We start from the raw sequence: 20,174 nt of genomic DNA, 5'->3' as shown, positions 1-20,174 counted from the left end.
CGGGCAGGAAGGCGCGCGGGAATCGACGGGACGGGGCGCGGAGTCGACGGACGGGGAGGCGCGCGACCGGCGACGACCTCGTCAGGCGTCCAGCGGCAGGACCACGTCGGGCAGCGGGTGCCGGTACAGCTTCGCGGCGTTCTCGCTGCACATCATCCGCAGCTCGTGCGCGGGGATGTCCCCCCAGTGGCGCGCGACGACGTCCTGGGTGTGTGGCCAGGTGCCGTCGCCGTGCGGGTAGTCGGTCTCGAGCATGATGTGGTCGACGCCGATGACATGCCGCAGCGCGATGGTGGAGGGGTCGTCGAGGGTGCAGAACCAGAAGTTGCGGCGCAGCACGTCGGCGGGGCGTTCGTCCCAACCCAGGCCGTAGCCGGAACGGTCGATGATGTTGTCGAGCCGGTCGATGAGCATGGGCACCCAGCCGATGCCGCCCTCGCTCATGGCGATCTTCAGGTTCGGGTGCCGGAGCGGGTAGCCGGACCACAACCATTCGCTGCACGCCCCCAGCGACAGTTGGCCGAACATCGTCGCACCGAGCTGGAGCGCGGGGCCGCCGGGCGGTACGGGGTGCATGCCGGAGCTGCCGACGTGCAGCGAGATGACGGTGCCGGTCTCGTCGCACGCGCGGATGATGGGGTCCCAATGGTCGCGGTTCCACAGCGACGGCAGGCCGATCGCGTGCGGGCGCTCGGGGAAGGTCACCGAGGTGAAGCCGCGGTCCGCGTTGCGCTCGATCTCGGTCACGGCCTCGACCGGGTCGGCGAGGTAGGTGATCCCTCCGGGGATGATCCGCTCAGGGTAGGCGCGGTGCCATTCCTCGTACATCCAGTCGTTCCACGCGCGCACGCACGCCTTCCCGACCTCGACGTCCCGGGCGTGCGCGAACACCCGGCCGCAGAACCCGGTGATCTGGGACGGGAAGTTGAGCATGGCCCAGATGCCGCCGAGGTCCATGTCCTTGACCCGGGCGTGCACGTCGTAGCAGCCGGGGCGCATCTGGTCGAAGCGCGCGGGTTCCAGGGTGAAGCTCTCGGGTCGACGACCGGCGACGGCGTTCATGCCCACCTGTGAGTAGCGCTCGCCCTCGAACTCCCAGACGTGCGCGCCGTTCGCGTTCTCGACGATGCGCGGGCCGCGTTCGCGGAGCGACGCCGGCAGGTGGGTGTCGAACAGGTGCGGCGGTTCGACGACGTGGTCGTCGACCGAGATGACGGTGTAGCGCACGTCGGCGGGCTCGGGGTCGGGGAGGAACAGTTCGGGATCGAGGGTCGTCACGACGGCTCCCTGGAGAACTTGTGTATCGCTATGTGACACGCTATGTTGCTCAGTGATTCGCAATGTACCGGAGGGCGCGTCATGGCCGTCAAGCCCCTACAGAGCCTCGCCCGCGCCCTGGAAGTGCTCGAGGTCATCGCCGCGCACGAGCCGATCGGGGTCGCGGAGCTCGCTCGGATCACCGGCGTGGACAAGAGCGCCCTGCAGCGGATCCTGGTGACGCTGCACACGTGCGGATGGCTGCGGCCCACCGCCGAACCGTCCACCCGGTGGAAGTTGACCACCCGCCCCCTGGTCCTGGCGGCCCAGGCGCGACGCCGTGACGACCTGCTGACCCGCGCCCGTCCCGTCCTGGCGGACCTTCGCGAGGAGACCGGCGAGACGGTGACGCTCGCGGTGCCCGACGCCGGTCGCATCGTCGCCGTCGACGTCGCGGAGAGCCGGCAACTCGTACGCACCGTCCCGCGCATCGGACTGGTGTTCCCCGCGGCCACCAGCGCGGCCGGGCAGGCCCTGTGCGCGGCCACTCCCCCCGACGAATGGGACCTGTCCGGGATCGATCCGAACGACACGGCCTTCCAACGGGAGGTGGCGGGCACCCGCGAACGCGGCTGGTCGCTCAGCATGGGCGCGGTGGACGCGGACATCACCAGCGTCGGGGCGGCCGTCCTGGACTCCACCGGCCGACCGGTGGCCGCACTGATCGTCAGCGCCCCGTCCGGCCGACTCGACCAAGTCGCGTGCAGGCGCGTCGGGATGATGGTCGCCCGGGCGGCCGACAGCCTGGGCGAGCACGGCCGGCCCTTCTGAACCCCCGCCACAACCCACGCCGCCGGCCGCACCCCCCATCCCGCACCCGCATCCCGCGTCCCGCATCCCGCATCCCGCGCCGAGTGAGGGGACGGTGGGGCGGGCGAGTTCCCCATCCCGCCGCCGCGTCCCGCATCCCGAAACCGAAATCCCGTGACCCGGACGGGCGAAGCGGGGAGTGGGCCGGTCCCGGTCGGGGACTCGTACTCCGTGTTCGGGTCCCCCTTCCCCCGCAAGAGCCGGCGTCCGCGCACCGTGGCGGCGGTACTGGCGGCGATCCTGCTGCTCCTCGGCGCCTGCACGTCGCACGACCGCGAGGACCGCGACGCGGACCGGGCCGCCGAGCCCACCGCGTGGGAGAAGGTCATGGCGATGACCGGGCCCGACGGTACGGTCTCCACGCAGATGGCCTTGTCGGCCTTCGCCACCGCCTTCGGGCCGATCCCCGGCGCGCAGGCCCAGACCGGGAGCCGCGCGGACCTGAGATCGGGTTCGGCGGCACTGCGCTGGATCTCGGGCCACTGGGCGGATCTGGCCGACGATCAGCGCGCCGCGGTGCGTGACCTCTCCGGTTGGGGCGACCTGCCCATCGGGTCGGGCGGGGGCACTCCGGCGGCCGGCCACACCGCCGGCCGGTCCGCTTCGCTCCCGCAGGCGCGGGCCACCTGCGCTCCGGGCGCGAGTGCCGACACGGTGTTCGCATCCAGGATCCGGGACTGGTGGACGAAGCTGGCCGCGAAATTCGGCGTCCCCGCCTCCACGGTGATCGCCGCGTGTCGGACCGAGAGCCTGTTCACCCCCAGCCCGGGGGCACCGGGCATTGCCACCGTGCCGGCGAGCGCCGGCGGGTGGAACGACGTGACCGGTCCGCAATGCCGCATCGTGATGTATCCCGCTTTCCGGGCGTCCAACATGCCCGACCCACTGCGCGACGAGGTACTGGTCCACGAACTGACGCACTGTGTCGAGGGCATCATCATCAACAACCCCTCCGCGTTCGACGCCATGCCCGGCTGGGTGGCCGAGGGTCTCGCCGACTGGGCGGCCGGCAAGCTCACCGGTCACTACTCCAGCCCCGGAATCTGGCAAAACTACCTGGTCCGGAAGGACCCGGTGTTGACCAAACTGTCCTACTCGGCCATGGGCTTCTGGTGGGAACTGGACTACCGGGGAGTGGACGTATGGTCGACGTCCCGGGCCGCCATCGCCGCCTCGGCCAACGGCACGACCCCCATGAGCCAGGCCGCTTTCGCCGCCGCGCTCGGCGGCAAACGGCAACAGGTCCTGGAGGGCTGGCCGGCGAGCTTCCTGCGCGACCTGGCCCGGGAACTCGCCTGGGACATCAACGGGGTCGGCATCACCGGCGACAAGGTCAAGCTGAGTCCCCCGCTCGTGGTGGCGAGTTCCAAGCAGACCGTCCGCGTCACCAGTCCCGCCTTCAATCCGAACCTGACCCCCCTCGACATCTCGGCGGAAGTGTTGCGCCTGGCGCCGAACGGACCGGTCTTCGGACGGTTCGGCCCGGGCCCGGGCGACTACCCGCTCGGCGCCCACATGGGCGACATCTTCTGCACTCTCGGCTCGAAGTGCGAGTGCCCCGAGGACACCCCGGGCGCCGGGACAAGGTTCGAAATCATCAAGCCGGGCCGCGGATTCGTCGCGGTGAGCGGCGGTGAGGTCGACGCGTCCCTGGGGCTCACCGGCCAGACGCTCAAGAGCTTCTGCGGTGAGCCCAAGGACAAGCCCAAGCCGCGTCCGTCGGCTCCGAAATGCCTCGCCCAGTGCCCGGACGGTCCGCACGGCGGCAGCAACGGCGACCCGCACCTGACGACGTTCGACCGGCTCTACTACGACTTCCAGGCGGCCGGCGAATTCACCCTCGTCGCCTCCACCGACGACGATCTGCGCGTGCAGGCCCGGCAGGTGCCGTACCCCGACGTGGGCGACGTCAGCGTCAACTCGGCGGTCGCGGCCAGAGTCGCCGGGGCGCGGGTCACCTTCGCCCTCGATCCGAAGCGCGGCGTGACCACGGTCCGCCTCGACGGCCGGCCGCTCGCCCCCGGGGCGCAGACGCCGCTCCCCGGCGGGGGCACGCTGGCCCGCACCGGCGACGGGGCCGACGCCCGATACGCGCTCTTCTGGCCGGACACGACCACGCTGTACATCACGCCGATCGGCGCGTACGGCCTCAAGGTCGACATGGCGCTGCCGCAAAGCCGCAAGCGGCATGTCCAGGGCCTGCTCGGCAACGCCGACGGCACCGCCACCAACGACCTCGACCTGGGCGGCGGACGCGTGCTCGCCAGACCGTCCGGCGGCACACCGCCATCGTTCGACGACCTCTACCACGTGTACGCCGACCACTGGCGGATCCGCCAGGAGGAGTCGCTGTTCGACTACGAGCCCGGCCAGTCGACCGCGACGTTCACCAACCGCTCGTTCCCACGACGCCCGACCCAGGTGGCGACCGCGCCCAACGCCGACGCCGCCCGCACGCAGTGCACCGCCGCCGGCGTCACCATCCCGGAGATCCTGGACGGCTGCGTCCTGGACGTCGCTCTCACCGGCCGCGCCGAATTCGCCGAAGCCGCCGCTGCCCAACAGGAGTTCCTGGCGGGCACACCGCAAACCGGGATGCCCGACGAGTCCGACGAACCCGTCGAACCGCCGGAGTCCGTGACACGGCTGGGCCCGTTCTCCGGGGACGCCACGTGCACCATCACCGGGGGCTGGGTGGCCGGCTGCTCGGGCACCCTCGCCGCGACCCGGCCGAGCGCCACGATCCGCTTCGCCGTGGAGGGCTTCCAGAAGCTGCTGCTCGTCGCCGAGACGTGGGCGGATTGCCGGGTGCGGTTCGCCTTCTTCAAGGACGGCGACAACACGCCGCTCCTGGGCGACCGCTCGATCTGTGAGCTCCAGGCCACCCCGGTCGAGATCGGTCAACCCGACCACACCATCCGCCTGAGTTCCGCAGACCCGGCGGTGACGCTGGAGTACGCGTTCCTGATGGGCGGGATCCGCTAGCGGATCGAAGGCACGCCCCGGCGAACCGTGGTCGCGCGGCCTCCGGTCACTCCGCCTGGCGGGCGGCGGCGATGCCGTGCAGGAACTCCAGTACGTCGCCGACGCTTTGCTCGGCGAGTTCGTGGAAGTTCAAGTCCTTGAGATCGTAGACGAACCCGAGGCGGTCCTCGATCATGGTCAGCCACTCGACCGTCTGGAGCGAATCCATCTTCAGCGTCCCGAACGCGACGTCCGCGTCGGGCACGGGGGTGCCGAGGACCTCGGCCAGCATGTCGAGCGCTTCCGGTGCGGACACGGTTTCCATGACAGCTCCTCTCACGTGCGTACGGGCGAAGCCGCCGTGCGCACCTTCGACGAATCGGCGGGCGGACTCGGGTCGGGGTGCCGCACCCGGCGATGCGATCCGAAACACCGGGCGGATCGGGTGAATCGAGCGAAGTGCGTGGATCGAGGCGCCGGGGTGCGTCGAGTTGCGTAGGCGTGATCCGTGCCGGCTCCGTCGACGACCCGGTCTTCGGCCCGCGGCGAGATCGCGACGGCACGGACAAGGCGTTCCGTCGAGTCCGCGGAGTCATCCAACTACGCGTGATAGGCGGCGCCTTCCCCGTGCGCCGCGCGTCGGTGCCGACTATCGCACGGGAGCAGGGTCGGATCAATCGGGTCGCCGCCGCGTCACCGCGCGCGGGCCTGGGCCGGGAGCGGTGCTCGGGTCGCCTGGTCGGGCGACCGGTCCACCGGTTGCCACTCGACCATGAGCCGGGCCAGGCCGCGCGTGGCCAGGCCGTCCTTCCAACGCACCGCGTCGGGCCTGTCGGCCAGCCTCAGGTCCGGGAATCGGGCGAGCAATCGCCCCAACACGACGTGGAGTTGGAGTCTGGCGAGCGGAGCGCCCAGGCAGCGGTGGATGCCGTGCCCGAACGCGAGGTGGGTCGGCCCCCGGCCGTCCGCACGGAGCAGATCCGGTTCCGCGAAGACCTGCTCGTCGCGGTTGCCGTGCATCAGCGAGACGATCACGGCCTCTCCGGCGCGGACGTCGACGTCGCCCAGCCGTACCGCTTCCGTGGCCACGCGCGGGAAGCTCAGCGGCGACGCGGAGTCCAGGCGCAGCAGTTCCTCGACCACCGCCGGCAGTGAATCCGGGTCGTCGAGCAGTGCGCGGTGGGCGTCGGGTCGGGTGAGCAGGGTCAGTACGGACATGCCGATCTGGCCGATCGTGGTCTCGTAGCCGGCCATCAGCAACGCGAGTGCCATCGCGAGCATTTCCTGCTTGGTCATCCCGTCGCGGTCGCGGGCGGCAATCAGCATGCCGAGCAGGTCGTCGTCCCCACTGCCGGTCTTGCGTGCCAGCAAGTCGGCCATGTACCTGACCAGTTCGAGTCGCCGCCGGGACATCTCCGCCGGTCCCGAGGTGATGTCGAACAGCACCTCCACCGAATCGCCGAACACCTCGGCGTCGGCGAGCGGGACGCCGAGCAGGCCGCACAGCACGGCGATCGGCAGCGGCGCCGCAAGACCCGCGATCAGGTCCGCCGGTGGCCCGGCGGCGGCCAGTCGGTCCAGGTGTTCGTCGGCCAACCGGGCCACGGTCGGCTCGGTGGCGGCGATCCGCTGTGCGGAGAAGGCCCCGGCGACGATACGGCGCAGTCGCGCGTGGTCGTACCCGTCCATGCTCATCATCGACTGCGGAATGGGTTGCACCTCGGCGAACCGCGGCGCATGCGCGGTGGTCGCCTCGGACCTGCTGAATCGCGGGTCGGACAACACCTGGCGGGCGAGGGTGTAATCGCGCACCATCCACATGCGATCGCCGGCCGGCGTCCGGATCGATTCGACGGCTTCCTTCGGGGACCGCAGGACGTCGGGGAGTGGCCCCGAGAGATCCCTGCCGTGTGGGCTCACCATTGGTTCCTGCCTTCTTCGCTCGTCTCGGCACAGATGTGCGGCCCCGGCCGCGCGGGGGTCGCCGGGGTGCGCGACCGGGACGACAAGCACTCGAACATCCCTTCCGACCTGCGTTCAACTGCCGCGACAGCACAGTTGAACACGCGTCCACGGAGCTGCCGGAGCGAGCATTGATCGGGCCTCGGGCCGTGTGTCATCGTGAGCCGCGTCGGCGTCGAACATACGGAATACCATTCGAAAATGGGCTCGTGTTCCGAAGCATCGGAACGATGCCCGGATTTCGATACTTCCCCCTCCCGCGATCATGCGACGGCTTTGGGATATCGGCGGCGCGCATGGTGCTCCCGGAAACGTCGCCGACCCGGTGAATCCGCGAATTCGTCGCGGCATTGCGGACCGCTCGAAGGGCCAGTGACCATGAACACGGATGACACCCGCGTCGTCGTGACCGGACTGGGCGCGACCACCCCGGTCGGCGGTGAACTGGCGTCCACGTGGGCCGCGTTGCTGGCCGGGCGGTCGGGTGTGCGCCGGCTGGCGGACGGCTGGCCGGACGACATTCCCATCCGCGTCGGCGCGCCCGCCGCCGTCGATCCGGCCTCGGTGGTCAGCCGCACCGAGCTGCGGACCATGGATCGCAGCACGCACCTGGCGATGACCGCCGCCCGCGAGGCGTGGCGGGACGCCGGCGCGCCCGAGGTGGCACCGGAGCGGCTCGGCGTCTCGATCGGTACCGCGCTGGGCGGACACCTCACCTACCTCGCCGCCTACGACACCCTGCGCGAGCGGGGTTGGCGACGGATGTCGCCGTACACCGCGCCCAGGGTGATGCCGAACAGCGCGGCGGGCTGGCTGAGCATCGAGCTGGGCGCGCGGGCGGGTGCGCACACCGCCGCGGGCGCGTGCGCCTCCGGCGCGGAGGCGATCGGCTACGGGATCGAGATGATCCGTTCGGGCCGGGCCGACGTCGTGGTGGCCGGTGGCACCGAGACGCCGATCACGCCGATGTGGGCGGCGATGTTCGCGGCGCTCCAGGCGCTGTCCCTTGCCGAGGACGAACCGCTGCGCGCGTCCCGGCCGTTCGACAAGGCCAGGGACGGTTTGGTGCTGGGTGAGGGTTCCGGGATGCTCGTCCTGGAATCGGCCGCGCACGCGGCGCGCCGAGGCGCGGCGGTACACGCGATTGCCGCGGGGGTGGGCTATTCGGCCGACGCGCATCACATCGCGGTACCCGAACCTGACGGTGCCGGACTGGCGTTGGCGATGACCCATGCCCTGGCGGACGCCCGTCTCACCCCGGAGCAGGTCGTACACATCAACGCGCACGCCACCTCGACCAAGGCCGGGGACAGCGCCGAGGCCCGGGCGATCCGTCAGGTCCTGGGCGCGGCCACGGCCGGCGCGGTGGTCTCGGCGACCAAGTCGATGACCGGGCACCTGATCGGCGGCGCGGGAGCGGTCGAGGCGGTCGCGGCGATCTGTGCCCTGCGCGAGTCGACCGCGCCGCCGACGCTGAATCTGGACGACCCCGACGACGAGGTCACCGCGACCGGGATCACCATCGCGCCCGAGGCGCGCGAACTGCGTGGCGGCCCGGGCGTACGAGCCGCGCTGAGCAACTCGTCGGCCTTCGGCGGCCACAACGTGACACTCGCGTTCACGGCGGTCTGAGCGGTCCGAGGCCCCGGGCTCCACGAAGTCCACCAGGTCCACCGGGTCCACACCGCCGGGTCCACCGGGTCCGCGCAGTCCGCGCAGTCCATGAAGCGCGTCACCGTCCCGGTGTTACCGGTAGGCCACCGCCGCCGCCCACGGCTCGGGGCCACGAGAGGCCACGAGCGGGTGGGCGGCGCCGGCCGGTCGCCTCAGGTGCTTGCCGCGCTCGCCTCCATGGCCTCGATCAGGCTCTTCGGGCGCATGTCGGTCCACGATTCCTCGATGTAGTCGAGGCATTCCTGACGGCCCGCCTCGCCGAAGGCGGTCGTCCACCCGGCGGGTACCTCGGCGAAGACCGGCCAGAGCGAATGTTGTCCCTCCTCGTTGACCAGCACCAGGAATCTCGCCTCGGTGTCGTCGAAAGGATTCGTCACCATGCCGTCCTTTCCCAGGAATCAGCCATGCCTCATGGCTCTTCGGGTCACTCTGGCCGACCCGTCCCGGCGCATCAATAGGGCGACTTCGCCGCCCTGCGACCGTGTGCCGTTCAACTGCGTCACGGCCCCGGTTGAACACTCGACATCGCATCGGTTCGACGAATTCCGAACTGCGCCGCGGAGTTGGCGTCGCACCCGCCGATCCGCGGCTGTCCCCGTCCCGATTCCCGCGGGACGCGCCGTCCGAATCCCGGTTCTGTTTCCCGGATCTTGTGGCCCGGCGCGTCTTGGTACACGCTGTCCGGTGTGGTGGGGCGAGGGGATCTGACCAATGCCGAATGGGCGCTTCTCGAGCCCCTGTTGCCGGCCGGCGGGCGACGCGGCGGCCGGTGGGGCGAGCATCGCCGGGTGATCGACGGGGTGTTGTTCCACACCCGGACCGGGGTGCCCTGGCGCGATCTGCCCGCGCGGTTCGGCCCATGGCAAACCGTCTACAAACGTGATCGGCGCTGGTCGGCGGATGGCACATGGGAGCGCTTGGCGCGATATTTGCAAGTAGCGAACCGTGAAACGGGGGCGGGCGACCGGCATCGCCGCGATCTGTCGGCCCGGTTGGCGGAGGTCGCCCGGGCGGGTCGGGCGCCGGCCGTCGCCGCACCCGGGCGCAGGGCCCGCGCCGCCTCGCCGGCCGCCGTACCGCCTCCTCGGCCGGGCCCGAATCGGGCCGGTCGAACCGTCGATTCCGAGCCTGCTCACGGCCCCGACTCCGCACGCGTGGACGGCCGTTCGCAAGGTCCGGCGGATGATCCGGGAAACGGGACCTCACCCGATCCGGCGCCGCCGAGGAGCACCCGCCGGATTCCGGTCAAGCCTGCCGATGATCCCTCGTCGAGTCTCGACAGCGCTCTCTCGAACAGTGACCATGAGTGAGTATGCGACGACCAAGGGAGGCGTACGGAAGCGACTGACGAACTCGATACGGCCGAACCGATAACGGGTGCGTCGATCGGTGAACACCGACGGCGTCGGTCCGGCGTCACTTCCTGGACATTTCGGGAAGCAGCGGTTTCGCGACCATCGGAACCCGGGCGGTGCCGGGTTCGCGGACGATGGTCGGTGATCGCGGATCGAACCGTGATCACTGTCGCGCGTCGCGACGCGAAACGCCACAGGTGACGGCTCCCGCCGCGTCGAATGCGGGACGTCGAACGTACGGAGCGTGGCTCGTACGTGCGACGGACGCGGGCGGTCCCGCACGTGTGGGCGCCGGAACACATGGCACACGATCGGTGTCGATGGCTCGATCCATTGCAAATCTCACGAGAATCGGATCCTGGATATTCATCCAACGGGGGAGATTGAGATGCAACATTCGGACGCCAGAGCACTTGAGGTCGCGCGTCACGAAGGGGCGCCCGATCTCGTTGTCGAGCAGGCCCTGAACAAACACCGCGTCAAGGAGATTCTGACCGTCCCGATCGCCTCGCTCGTGCCGGGCGAATCACCGCGCTCGGAAGGTCAGGACCAGGAACACATCTCCCGACTCGCGGAAATCGACGAACCGCTTCCACCCATCCTCGTGAACCGGAACACGGGGCAGGTGATCGACGGGATCCATCGCCTGATGGCGGCCCTGTCGAAAGGGCGGGAGGTCATCGATGTCGAGCTTTTCGACGGCACCGACGAAGACGCATTTCTGCACGCGGTCAAGGCGAATGTAGGGCATGGCCTTCCGCTGTCACAGGCGGATCGCCGGGCCGCCGCCACCAGGATCATCGCGTCGCATCCGCACATGTCCGATCGGGCGATCGCCCGGATCGCGGGCCTGGGCGCGAAGACCGTGGGGGCGATCCGACGCCGTTCAGCCGGCGCGCTGCCGCAGTTGAACGCCCGGATCGGCCGCGACGGCCGGATCCGCCCGCTCAACAGCGTGGAGGGTCGGCAACGGGCCGCCGAGGTGATCGCGGCGCATCCCAAGGCATCCCTTCGGGAGATCGCCCGGCTCGCGGGCATCTCGCCCGCCACCGCGAGTGATGTCCGCAAGCGCCTGGAATCCGGCGAGGGACCCGTGGGCGTACTGCCGGTCGAGGTCGACACCCACGACGACACCGAGGTCGGCCGTTCCGCCGGTTCACGGGTCGAACGCAAGGTGCGCACGCTCCAACCGGATCCGGGCTCGGTGGTCGAGAAATTACTCAGGGACCCGTCCTTGCGGCACAAGGAGGAGGGACGGCACCTGCTGCGGATACTGCGGCAGAATGCGATCGGCATGGAGGAGTGGGCCGAATTGACCGCGGCGGTACCACCGCATTGCGGGGCCCTGGTGGTGCATCTCGCGCGCCAGTACGCGGAGACGTGGCTGGGATTCGCGCAGGAACTGGACGAGCGTGTCCGCTCCGTGAGCAGCGGGGCCGTCGGCATGTGAGCTACTGCCGGCCAAGGGTATCGGGGATTTCCTGGCCAGGAGCAATGATGGGCATCAGAGCCCGATCATGCTCGCCGGAAGGGTTTCGGCGGGCAGACCGGGCTCCGATCGATCGGTAGTCCCATGAGGGGCCACCCGACGGCGGCTTCGCCCGCTCGGGTGACCCCTCACGTCGGTTCCCGTGCGGGAACCGACGGCGTATTCATCGCTGTCGCCGTCGACGACGGCCACTGCCGTCGGCCACGACCGGGGCCGGGTCGGCTGCATGCCGTGTCGTCTGGGCACGCCGCGCGAACGGCGTACGACCCGAGCCCGACGTCGCGGTCCGCCGTCGCCCTCGGCCCTCCGAGGGCGGCCGTATCCGTCATCGGTGTACATGCCCGTGATCGGCTCGCGTGGTGCCATACTCCGGGAACGGTGCGGGGTACGCGTCACCGATCCCACCGGCCTCACCGGCCTCACCGCCGGAGGGCGGGAGGGACGGCCGTGCGATCGGTGGATCGGCCCGACGGCCCGGTCGGCCACCTCGATCGGCACTGCCGGCGACCGTCCCGCGGCACCCGCCGACGCGACGCGACAACCGCGAAGGCGCAACGGATTTCCCGTGCACGCCCGCGTCCCGTGACGCCCCCGGCGTGACCGTCGTTCGTACCCGACTGCCCTTTGCGGGAGGTACCTCCATGACCGTGTCAACGAGCACCGGCCTCGCGTCGCCCGGACCGCCCGAACGCGTCACCGGCTCGGGAACCGTCGCCGACCCCGGCCCGCGACCGGTCCTCGGATGAACGACGGCATCGGCGACGGCCTCGTCACCGACTTCGGCAACGGCACCACCGAGCCCTCGCCGCCCGACCCGGTCGTCGCCCACCTGTCGAGGAAGCAGCTCCACGGCAGCGTCTGCGATCCGGTGCTGGACACGATGAACTTCCTCAACGAGATCACCCATCGCCATCCCGAGGCGATCTCGTTCGCGCCGGGCCGCCCGTACGACGGCTATTTCGACACCGAGCAGATCTTCACGAACATCCGGCGTTACCTCGATCACCTCGCCGACAGCGGATACTCGCCCGCCCGCGTGCGGGACACGATGTTCCAGTACGGCCCCACCGCCGGGCTGATCCGCGACCTGATCGCCGACTCGTTGCGGCGGGACGAACACATCGACGTACCGCCGGAGTCCGTCGTGGTCACCGCCGGCTGCCAGGAGGCGATGTTCCTCGCCGTGCGGGCGCTGATCTCCGGCCCCGGGGACGTGCTGCTGGTCTCCAGCCCCTGCTACGTCGGGATCACCGGTGCCGCCCGGTTGTTGGACGTCGCGTTGACCGCCGTCGACGAGCGACCGGACGGCTTCCGCTGCGCCGATCTGGCCGCGGCGATTCGCGCGGAGCGCTCGCGCGGACGCCGGTGTCGGGCGTTCTATCTCGTCCCCGACCACTCGAATCCCTCCGGCAACACCGTGTCGACGGCCGAGCGGCACGCGCTGCTCGACCTGGCCGAGCGCGAGGACTTCCTCATCCTCGAGGACAGCCCCTACCGAATGGTCAGCCCCGGGGCGCAGTTGCCCACCCTCAAGTCACTCGACCGCAACCGTCGGGTGGTCCACCTGGGCTCGTTCGCCAAGACCCTCTTCCCGGGTGCCCGAGTGGGCTTCGTCGTCGCGGACCAGGTCGTCGCCGACGAGGCGGGTGGCACCGGACTGTTGGCGGACGAACTCACCAGGATCAAGAGCATGGTGACGGTGAACACGTCGCCGCTGGGCCAGGCGGCGGTGGCGGGCATGCTGCTCGCGGCCGAAGGTCGGACCTCGGCCCTGAACGTCGACACCTCCGCCTACTACGGGCGCGCCATGCGCGCCACCCTCGAACGCCTCGACGCGTGCTTCCCGGGCGGCGGACTCGGTCCCCACGACGGCTCCCGCGATCCCGGCAATCCCGGGGGTCCCGGTGCCCCGACCGTGCACTGGAACCGGCCCGACGGCGGCTTCTTCCTCGCCGTCGACGTCCCGTTCCGCGCGGACAACGCCGCGCTGGACCGCTCGGCGCGGGACTTCGGCGTCATCTGGACGCCGATGTCCTACTTCCATCCGCAGGGTGGCGGCGAGCACCGACTCCGACTGTCCGTCAGCTATCTCACCGAGGCCGAGATCACCGAAGGCATCGCCCGGCTGGCCCGGTTCATTCGGGCCGAGAGCCGATCCGCACCCGACGCCCACGCACACTGACCGTTCCACCCGCCCCTCGATCCACCTCGGACCGATCCACCCTCCGACCGATCCACTCCCACCGAAAGGACGATCGAAGTGTCCACAGCGGTACGTCGCACTCGAAGCAAGCCCCGCATGTGGGGATGGACCTTCCAATGACCCTCGCGCTGAACCCCTCGAACGTCGCCTCGGTCGCCGCGCTCACCTCGACCCTCGCGCCCGCCTCGCCCACGTCCACGTTCGCGCCCGAGCGCAAGGACATCCCCGGCGTGCCCCGGATCCTCGGCGTCGGCACGGCCGTCACCGAACACTCCTACTCGCAGCGCGAACTCCTCGACCTGTTCCGGATCTCCGATCCGAAGGTGCGCTCCGTCTTCCTCAACAGCGCGATCGAACGACGCTTCCTGTCCGTGCCCGCACGGGACGCCACCGGAGCGGCGACCATCGAGACCCAGGGCGAACTCCTGGCCAAGCACAAGCGCTTGGCCATCGAGATGGCCGCCCGGGCGATCCACGCCTGTCTCAAGGACGCCGGCATCGAACTCGCGGACGTCGGCTACCTGTGCTGCGTCACCACCACCGGCCTGCTCACCCCCGGTCTGAGCGCGCTGCTCATCCGGGAATTGCGCATGGATCCGCGCTGCAGCCGCGTCGACGTGGTCGGCATGGGCTGCAACGCCGGCCTCAACGCGCTGAACGCGACGGTCGGCTGGACCGTGGCCCACCCCGGGCGGATCGCCGTCATGGTGTGCGCGGAAGCCTGCTCGGCCGCCTACGTCCTCGACGCCACGATGCGCACCTCCGTCGTCAACAGCCTCTTCGGCGACGGCGCGGCGGCCGTCGCACTGGCCGCCGACACCCCCGACGCGGCCGGCCCGCCCGACGCGCCGAGCGGCTACGCCGGACTCGGCGTCGACGTCGACTCGCCTCCCGCCGGCAGCCCGCGCGTACTGTCCTTCGCCAGTTGCCTGATCACCGACGCGATCGACGCGATGCGCTACGACTGGGACGACGAGCAGGGCAAGTTCAGCTTCTACCTCGACCCGGACGTGCCCTACGTGGTCGGCGCGCACGCGGAGTCGGTGGTCGATCGACTTTTGTCCGGCGCCGGATTGCGCCGCAGCGACATCGCGCACTGGCTGGTGCACTCCGGCGGCAAGAAGGTGATCGACGCGGTCCGGGTCAACCTCGGCCTGACCCGGCACGACGTGCGGCACACCACCGGAGTGCTGCGCGACTACGGCAACGTGTCGAGCGGTTCGTTCCTGTTCTCCTACGAACGACTGCTCCGCGAGGGTGTGGTCCGGGCCGGCGACCACGGCGTGCTGATGACCATGGGGCCCGGCTCGACCATCGAGACGGCACTGGTCCAGTGGTGATGGGGGAACGCGTGAACGACGACCTGGAACTGCGGGTGGACGGCGCCCGACCGCTGACCGTCGAGGCGATCGCGGCGGTCGGCGCGGTCTGCGACACGGCCGAGGATCGGGGTGGCCGGGGCAGGGTGGTGGTGTACGTGTCCGGCGCCCCGGACGGCCCCAGACCCGCCGGGCTGACCGTGGCCGTGGTGAGCAAGTGGGAACGCGCCCTGCGGCGCCTGGAGCGACTGCCCGCGGCCACCGTGGCCGTCGCCGACGGCGACTGCGGCGGCCTGGCCCTGGACGCGCTCCTGGCCACCGACCACCGCATCGCCACCGAGTCGGTGCGCCTGGTCGTGCCGGTGGAAGGCGGCGCCACCTGGCCGGGCATGGCCGTCTACCGCCTCGCCCACCGGGCCGGCAGCACGGCGGTGGCGATCCGCCGGGCGGTGCTCTTCGGCACTCCCCTGCCGGCCCGTGACGCGCTCGCCCTGCAACTCCTCGACGAGGTGACCGACGACGTGTCCGCGGCCCTGGCGGCGGCCGAACCACTCGGTGAACTGTCCGGCCCCGAACTGGCCATCCGGCGGCAGTTGTTGTTCGACGCGAGCACCACCGGCTTCGAGGAGGCCCTGGGCGTGCATCTGGCCGCGTGCGACCGGGACCTGCGCCGGACCGGCAGCGGAGCCGTGTCGTGATCCGCGAACGGGCCCGGCCCGAGTGGCACGAGGACCTCGCCCTCGTCCGCGCCGAACTGGAGCCGGCCCGCTCGACGCTGGCCCGGGCCGCCGCGCACACCGACGACCTGCTGGCCGTCCTGCCCGCGCCCGAACACCGGTCGATCGCCCAGCACATCGCCGCGACCGCGGCCAAGGACGGTACCCGCGCGTTGCGCCGCGCCTTCCTGGCGCGGCATACCGACGCCGTCTACGACGAGCTCACCGCGTGCCGGACCCGAGCACTGCGACTCGCCGAGCTGTCCCGGGCGGCCGCGAGCGCCTTTCCCGGACTGGTGCCCGGCCCGGAACAGTTCGTCCTCGAACGCGGTCGTCCGCAGGCCCACAAGGAGGGCCACGAGATCGACCAGGGCATCTTCTTCGCCGGCATCCTCGGCGCGGAGCAATCCGGTCGGCACCTGCTCGACGTACTGTTGCGGCCCACACCGCGGGCGCTCGCGCTGCTGCCCGAGTTCACCGCGACCGGCCTGATCGAACTGGGTTCGGTACGGCTGGAGCGCGTCGCCGGCACCGCCCGGCTCACCCTGTGTCGGGACGACTGCCTGAACGCGGAGGACAACCGTCAGGTCGACGACATGGAGACCGCAGTCGACCTGGCCCTGCTCGATCCGGCGGTGCGCGTCGGCCTGGTGCGCGGCGGCGTGATGACCCACCCCCGCTACCGCGGCCGTCGGGTGTTCAGCGCCGGCATCAACCTCAAGGCGCTCAACGCCGGCGACATCTCCCTGGTCGACTTCCTGCTTCGCCGCGAACTCGGCTACATCCACAAGCTGTTGCGCGGCATCCGGGTCGAGGACGACGCCGCCTGGCACAGCCCCACGATCGACAAACCCTGGGTCGCGGCGGTCGACACGTTCGCGATCGGCGGCGGCATGCAGCTCCTGCTCGTCTTCGATCACGTCCTGGCCGCGTCCGACGCCTACCTCAGCCTGCCGGCCGCGCGCGAGGGCATCATCCCGGGTGCCGCCAACTTCCGCCTGACCAGGCACGTCGGTCCGCGCCTGGCCCGGCAGATCATCCTCGAAGGCCGGCGAATCCCGGCGCAGGGACCCGAGGCCCGACTCCTGGTCGACGAGGTGCACGATCCGGAACGACTGGACCGGGCCGTCGAGGACTGCCTGGATCGACTGAAGCAGCCCGCGGTGGGGGCCAATCGGCGGATGCTCAATCTCGCCGAGGAGTCGCCGGACCGGTTCCGGCACTACATGGCCGAGTTCGCACTCCAGCAGGCGCTGCGGATGTACAGCGCGGACGTGCTCGACAAGGTCGACCGGTTCTCCGCCCGGCAGGGGGTGCCGTCACGATGAGCGCCGCCGAGCAGCCCCGGGTGCGGTACGAGAAGAAGGATCACGTCGCCCGGATCACCCTGGATCGACCCGCCGTGCTCAACGCGATGGACCTGCGCACGCACGAGGAACTGGCCACGATCTGGGACGACGTCGAGGCCGACGACCAGGTGCGGGTCGCGGTGCTGACCGGAGCGGGCGAGCGCTCGTTCACGGTCGGCCAGGATCTGCGCGAGCGTGCCCGGCTCGACCGCGCGGGCGTTCCCCGGTCCACGTTCGGCAGTCGCGGCCAACCCGGTTGGCCCCGGCTGACCGAGCGGTTCGAGCTGTCCAAGCCGGTGATCGCCCGGGTGAACGGCTATGCCCTGGGCGGCGGCTTCGAACTCGCGCTGGCCTGCGACCTGATCGTCGCGGCCGACCACGCGGTGTTCGCGTTGCCGGAGGCTCGGTTGGGCCTGGTCCCCGGCGCGGGCGGCGCGTTTCGGCTCGCCCGCCAGCTACCGCTGAAGATGGCCATGGGCCATCTGCTCACCGGCCGCCGTATGAGCGCGCAGTCGGCGCTCCGCCTGGGACTGGTCAACCAGGTCGTCCCGCTCGACGACCTGGACGCGTGCGTCGACGAGTGGACCGACGACCTCCTGCGCAGCGCGCCCTTGGCCGTGCGGGCGATCAAGGAGGCGGTCATGCGGTCCGTGGACATGCCGCTGGAGCAGGCCTTCTCGACCCCGTTCGCATGGGAGCAGCGGCGAAGGCACAGCGAGGACGCCGTCGAGGGTCCGCGCGCGTTCGCCGAACAGCGCGAACCTCGGTGGCAGGGGCGCTGAGCCACCGGGCCCCCGGAACCGACGAGACCTCACCGCAGCGTGGCCCCGAGTCCTGATGATGGGCTCGGGGCCACGCTTCGTCGATCTCCGGCGCTCGCGCCTCCGCGCCGTAGGGCGGGCCCGCTTCCGGGCCCGCCCTACCTCGTTCACCGCGGGTCCGCGCCCGGCCGTTCCGCCACGGCCGACCAGATCCGGTCGAGCATCTCCGGGAGCACCAACTCCGCGTGGGCACAGGGCAACCGCACCTCGGAGATCTCACCGCTCACGTGCGGTCGCCAGCTGTCCGCGCCGACGAACCCGACAGGCTTGTCCTGCTCGGCGACCACCAGCACCACGTTCCCGTCGAATCGGCCGTACTCGTGGTCGGCGCCGATGTTGGCGTTGTTGCGCCGGATCCGGGCCAGCATCATCAACTCGTCGTCCGAGACGGCGCCTTCGAAGCCCGCCTCCCGTCGCACGGCCCGCATGCGCTCGGTCGGTTCGGCGCGATCGTCGTCGGCCTCGTCCGCGGAGCCGCTCCCGGGGCTCTCGACCTCTTCGTCGCGCGCCTTCGGGTCGGTCAAGGCGGTCGCCGGATAGGTGTCCATGATCACGAGTGCGGCGACCTCTTCGCCCGCGGCTCGCAGCCGGACCGCGATCTCGTGTCCGAGCATGCCGCCGAAGGACCATCCCAGCAGGTGGTAGGGGCCCTTGGGCTGGATGCCGCGGATCTGCTCCAGGTAGACGTCCGCCATTTCGCCGACCGACCGGGACATCTCGCGGACACCGTCCAGGCCCGGGGCCTGGAGTCCGTACAGCGGGACGTCCGCGTCGATGTGCCGGGCCAACGGCGTATAGCACCAACTCAAGCCGGCGCCGGGAGGCAGCGCGAAGAAGGGCAGCCCTTCCCCCTGGGCCTTGATCGGCAACAGCACGCCCAGCGCGTCCCGGACCGCGCCCAGATTCATCCGCCGCACCAACTCGGCCGGGGTCGGCGCCGCGAACACCGTCCGGACCGGCACCGACACGCCGCGCGCGGCCAGTTCGGCGACCAGGGTGACCGCGAGCAGGGAGTGTCCGCCCAGCTCGAAGAAGTTGTCGTCCGCTCCCACCGAGTCCACGCCCAGGGTCGCGGCGAACACCTCGCACGCCAGCACCTCCAACGACGTGACCGGAGTTCGGCCGGAGCCCGTACCGGAAGCCCCTCCGCCGCCGCGCCCCGGATCGGGCAGGGCCTTGCGGTCGAGCTTGCCGTTCGCGGTCAGCGGGAGCGCCTCGAGGACCGCCACGGCCGACGGGACCATGTACGCGGGCAGTCGCCGAGCCGCGAACTCGCGCAGGCGCTCGGCGAGTCCACTCTCGTACTCGCCGTCGTCGTCCCCGACATCCATGGTGCGTGGGTCGCTCGGGACGACGTAGGCAACGAGCCGAAGCTCGCCGGGCGCGTCCTCGTGGGCGATCACCGCGGCGCGGGCGACGTCGGGGTGTGCTTCGATGGCGCTCTGTATCTCACCGGGCTCGATCCGGAAGCCCCGGATCTTGACCTGGTCGTCGACCCGCCCGACGAATACCAGTCGGCCGTCGGCGGTCCAGCGGGCCCGGTCGCCGGTGCGATACATGCGCTCGCCACCGCCCCCGAACGGGCAGGCCACGAACCGCTCGGCCGTCAACCCCGACCGGCCCAGATAGCCCCGGGCCAGACCCGCACCCGCCACATACAACTCGCCCACCACGCCGGGCGGAACCGGCGCAAGCCGACCGTCCAGCACATACGCCCGGGTGTTCACGATCGGCGTGCCCACCACCGGCTCACCACCCGCCGCCAACGGCGCCGACATCGTCGCGCACACCGTCGTCTCCGTCGGCCCGTACGCGTTGATCAACCGCCGACCCGCAGCCCACCGCGCCACCAGATCCACACCCAACGCCTCACCGGCACAAACGAGGGTCCGCACACCGGCCAGGTCCCGTTCGTCCATCACGCTCACGACCGCCGGCGGCAACGTGACGTGCGTGACGCCGTCCCGGGCGATCACCTCGGCCAGGCCTGCCCCGGGCAGGAGTTCGTCGGCGGGAGCCAGCACGAGCGTCGCCCCACCACACAACGCCACCCACATCTCCGCCGACGCCGCATCGAACCCGATCGACGCGAACTGCAACACCCGATCCCCCGCACCCAGAGCAAACCGCTCCACCTGCGACGCCACCAGACCCGACAACCCACGATGCGACACCGCAACACCCTTGGGCCGACC

Annotated in this window: 14 protein-coding genes and 1 pseudogene; 10 read left to right on the top strand and 5 right to left on the bottom strand. The window is 70.9% G+C overall.

The features are described from left to right. Positions 1–81 precede the first annotated feature (81 nt). Entirely contained in the window at positions 82–1,278 is a 1,197-nt protein-coding gene (locus ACZ4FV_RS34230; RefSeq protein WP_465324125.1) for an amidohydrolase family protein, read from the bottom strand. Between the two features lie 81 nt (positions 1,279–1,359). Here ACZ4FV_RS34230 and ACZ4FV_RS34225 point away from each other — a divergent pair, with 81 nt between their 5' ends. Together ACZ4FV_RS34225 and ACZ4FV_RS34220 are read left to right on the top strand one after the other, a co-directional pair. Next, positions 1,360–2,088 (top strand): IclR family transcriptional regulator, encoded by a 729-nt coding sequence (locus ACZ4FV_RS34225; protein ID WP_465324123.1) that lies wholly within the window; start codon positions 1,360–1,362, stop codon positions 2,086–2,088. A gap of 210 nt (positions 2,089–2,298) precedes the next feature. Further along, on the top strand, positions 2,299–5,112 hold the full coding sequence (locus ACZ4FV_RS34220; RefSeq protein ID WP_465324121.1) for a VWD domain-containing protein: 2,814 nt from the start codon (positions 2,299–2,301) through the stop codon (positions 5,110–5,112). Between the two features lie 46 nt (positions 5,113–5,158). Here the strand turns inward: ACZ4FV_RS34220 and ACZ4FV_RS34215 are convergent, their stop codons facing one another. Together ACZ4FV_RS34215 and ACZ4FV_RS34210 are read right to left on the bottom strand one after the other, a co-directional pair. After that, positions 5,159–5,416, bottom strand: coding sequence for a phosphopantetheine-binding protein (locus ACZ4FV_RS34215; RefSeq protein WP_395873274.1), 258 nt, complete (start codon positions 5,414–5,416; stop codon positions 5,159–5,161). A gap of 368 nt (positions 5,417–5,784) precedes the next feature. Continuing rightward, entirely contained in the window at positions 5,785–6,906 is a 1,122-nt protein-coding gene (locus ACZ4FV_RS34210; protein ID WP_465324118.1) for a cytochrome P450, read from the bottom strand. Between the two features lie 525 nt (positions 6,907–7,431). On the opposite strand from ACZ4FV_RS34210, the gene ACZ4FV_RS34205 reads away from it, so the two are divergent. Continuing rightward, on the top strand, positions 7,432–8,685 hold the full coding sequence (locus tag ACZ4FV_RS34205; protein WP_395873276.1) for a beta-ketoacyl-[acyl-carrier-protein] synthase family protein: 1,254 nt from the start codon (positions 7,432–7,434) through the stop codon (positions 8,683–8,685). A gap of 194 nt (positions 8,686–8,879) precedes the next feature. On the opposite strand, the gene ACZ4FV_RS34200 is transcribed toward ACZ4FV_RS34205, so the two are convergent. After that, positions 8,880–9,107: an MbtH family protein gene (locus tag ACZ4FV_RS34200; protein WP_395873278.1), complete on the bottom strand. Its 228-nt coding sequence runs from the start codon at positions 9,105–9,107 to the stop codon at positions 8,880–8,882. 309 nt (positions 9,108–9,416) lie between these two features. Between ACZ4FV_RS34200 and ACZ4FV_RS34195 the strand changes: the two are divergent. The 7 genes and pseudogenes from ACZ4FV_RS34195 to dpgD all read left to right on the top strand — a co-directional run. Then, positions 9,417–9,654, top strand: a pseudogene (locus ACZ4FV_RS34195) (transposase); the annotation flags it as partial. A 672-nt stretch (positions 9,655–10,326) separates the two neighbouring features. Then, positions 10,327–11,532 carry a transcriptional regulator gene (locus ACZ4FV_RS34190; RefSeq protein WP_395873279.1) on the top strand — a complete coding sequence of 402 codons (1,206 nt, stop codon included), beginning with the start codon at positions 10,327–10,329 and terminating at the stop codon, positions 11,530–11,532. Positions 11,533–12,313: 781 nt separating this feature from the next. Beyond that, complete coding sequence (locus ACZ4FV_RS34185) at positions 12,314–13,753, top strand: aminotransferase-like domain-containing protein (protein WP_402242417.1); 1,440 nt, start codon at positions 12,314–12,316, stop codon at positions 13,751–13,753. Between the two features lie 137 nt (positions 13,754–13,890). After that, positions 13,891–15,114, top strand: coding sequence for a 3,5-dihydroxyphenylacetyl-CoA synthase DpgA (gene dpgA, locus ACZ4FV_RS34180; RefSeq protein WP_402242416.1), 1,224 nt, complete (start codon positions 13,891–13,893; stop codon positions 15,112–15,114). 11 nt (positions 15,115–15,125) lie between these two features. Then, positions 15,126–15,791, top strand: coding sequence for an enoyl-CoA-hydratase DpgB (gene dpgB, locus ACZ4FV_RS34175; RefSeq protein ID WP_402242413.1), 666 nt, complete (start codon positions 15,126–15,128; stop codon positions 15,789–15,791). Positions 15,792–15,868: 77 nt separating this feature from the next. After that, positions 15,869–17,137, top strand: coding sequence for a (3,5-dihydroxyphenyl)acetyl-CoA 1,2-dioxygenase DpgC (gene dpgC / locus ACZ4FV_RS34170; protein WP_402242432.1), 1,269 nt, complete (start codon positions 15,869–15,871; stop codon positions 17,135–17,137). Continuing rightward, entirely contained in the window at positions 17,134–17,940 is an 807-nt protein-coding gene (gene dpgD, locus ACZ4FV_RS34165; RefSeq protein WP_395873284.1) for an enoyl-CoA-hydratase DpgD, read from the top strand. The genes dpgC and dpgD overlap by 4 nt, the downstream gene beginning before the upstream one ends. Positions 17,941–18,086: 146 nt before the next feature. Here dpgD and ACZ4FV_RS34160 read toward each other — a convergent pair. After that, the coding region (locus tag ACZ4FV_RS34160; RefSeq protein ID WP_465324113.1) for an alpha/beta fold hydrolase at positions 18,087–20,174 on the bottom strand (2,088 nt) is incomplete at its 5' end.

The organism is Embleya sp. NPDC025285 (assembly GCF_055558835.1).
Note: the sequence above shows the minus strand (reverse complement) of the source record. Positions and strands in the feature narration are given on the sequence as shown.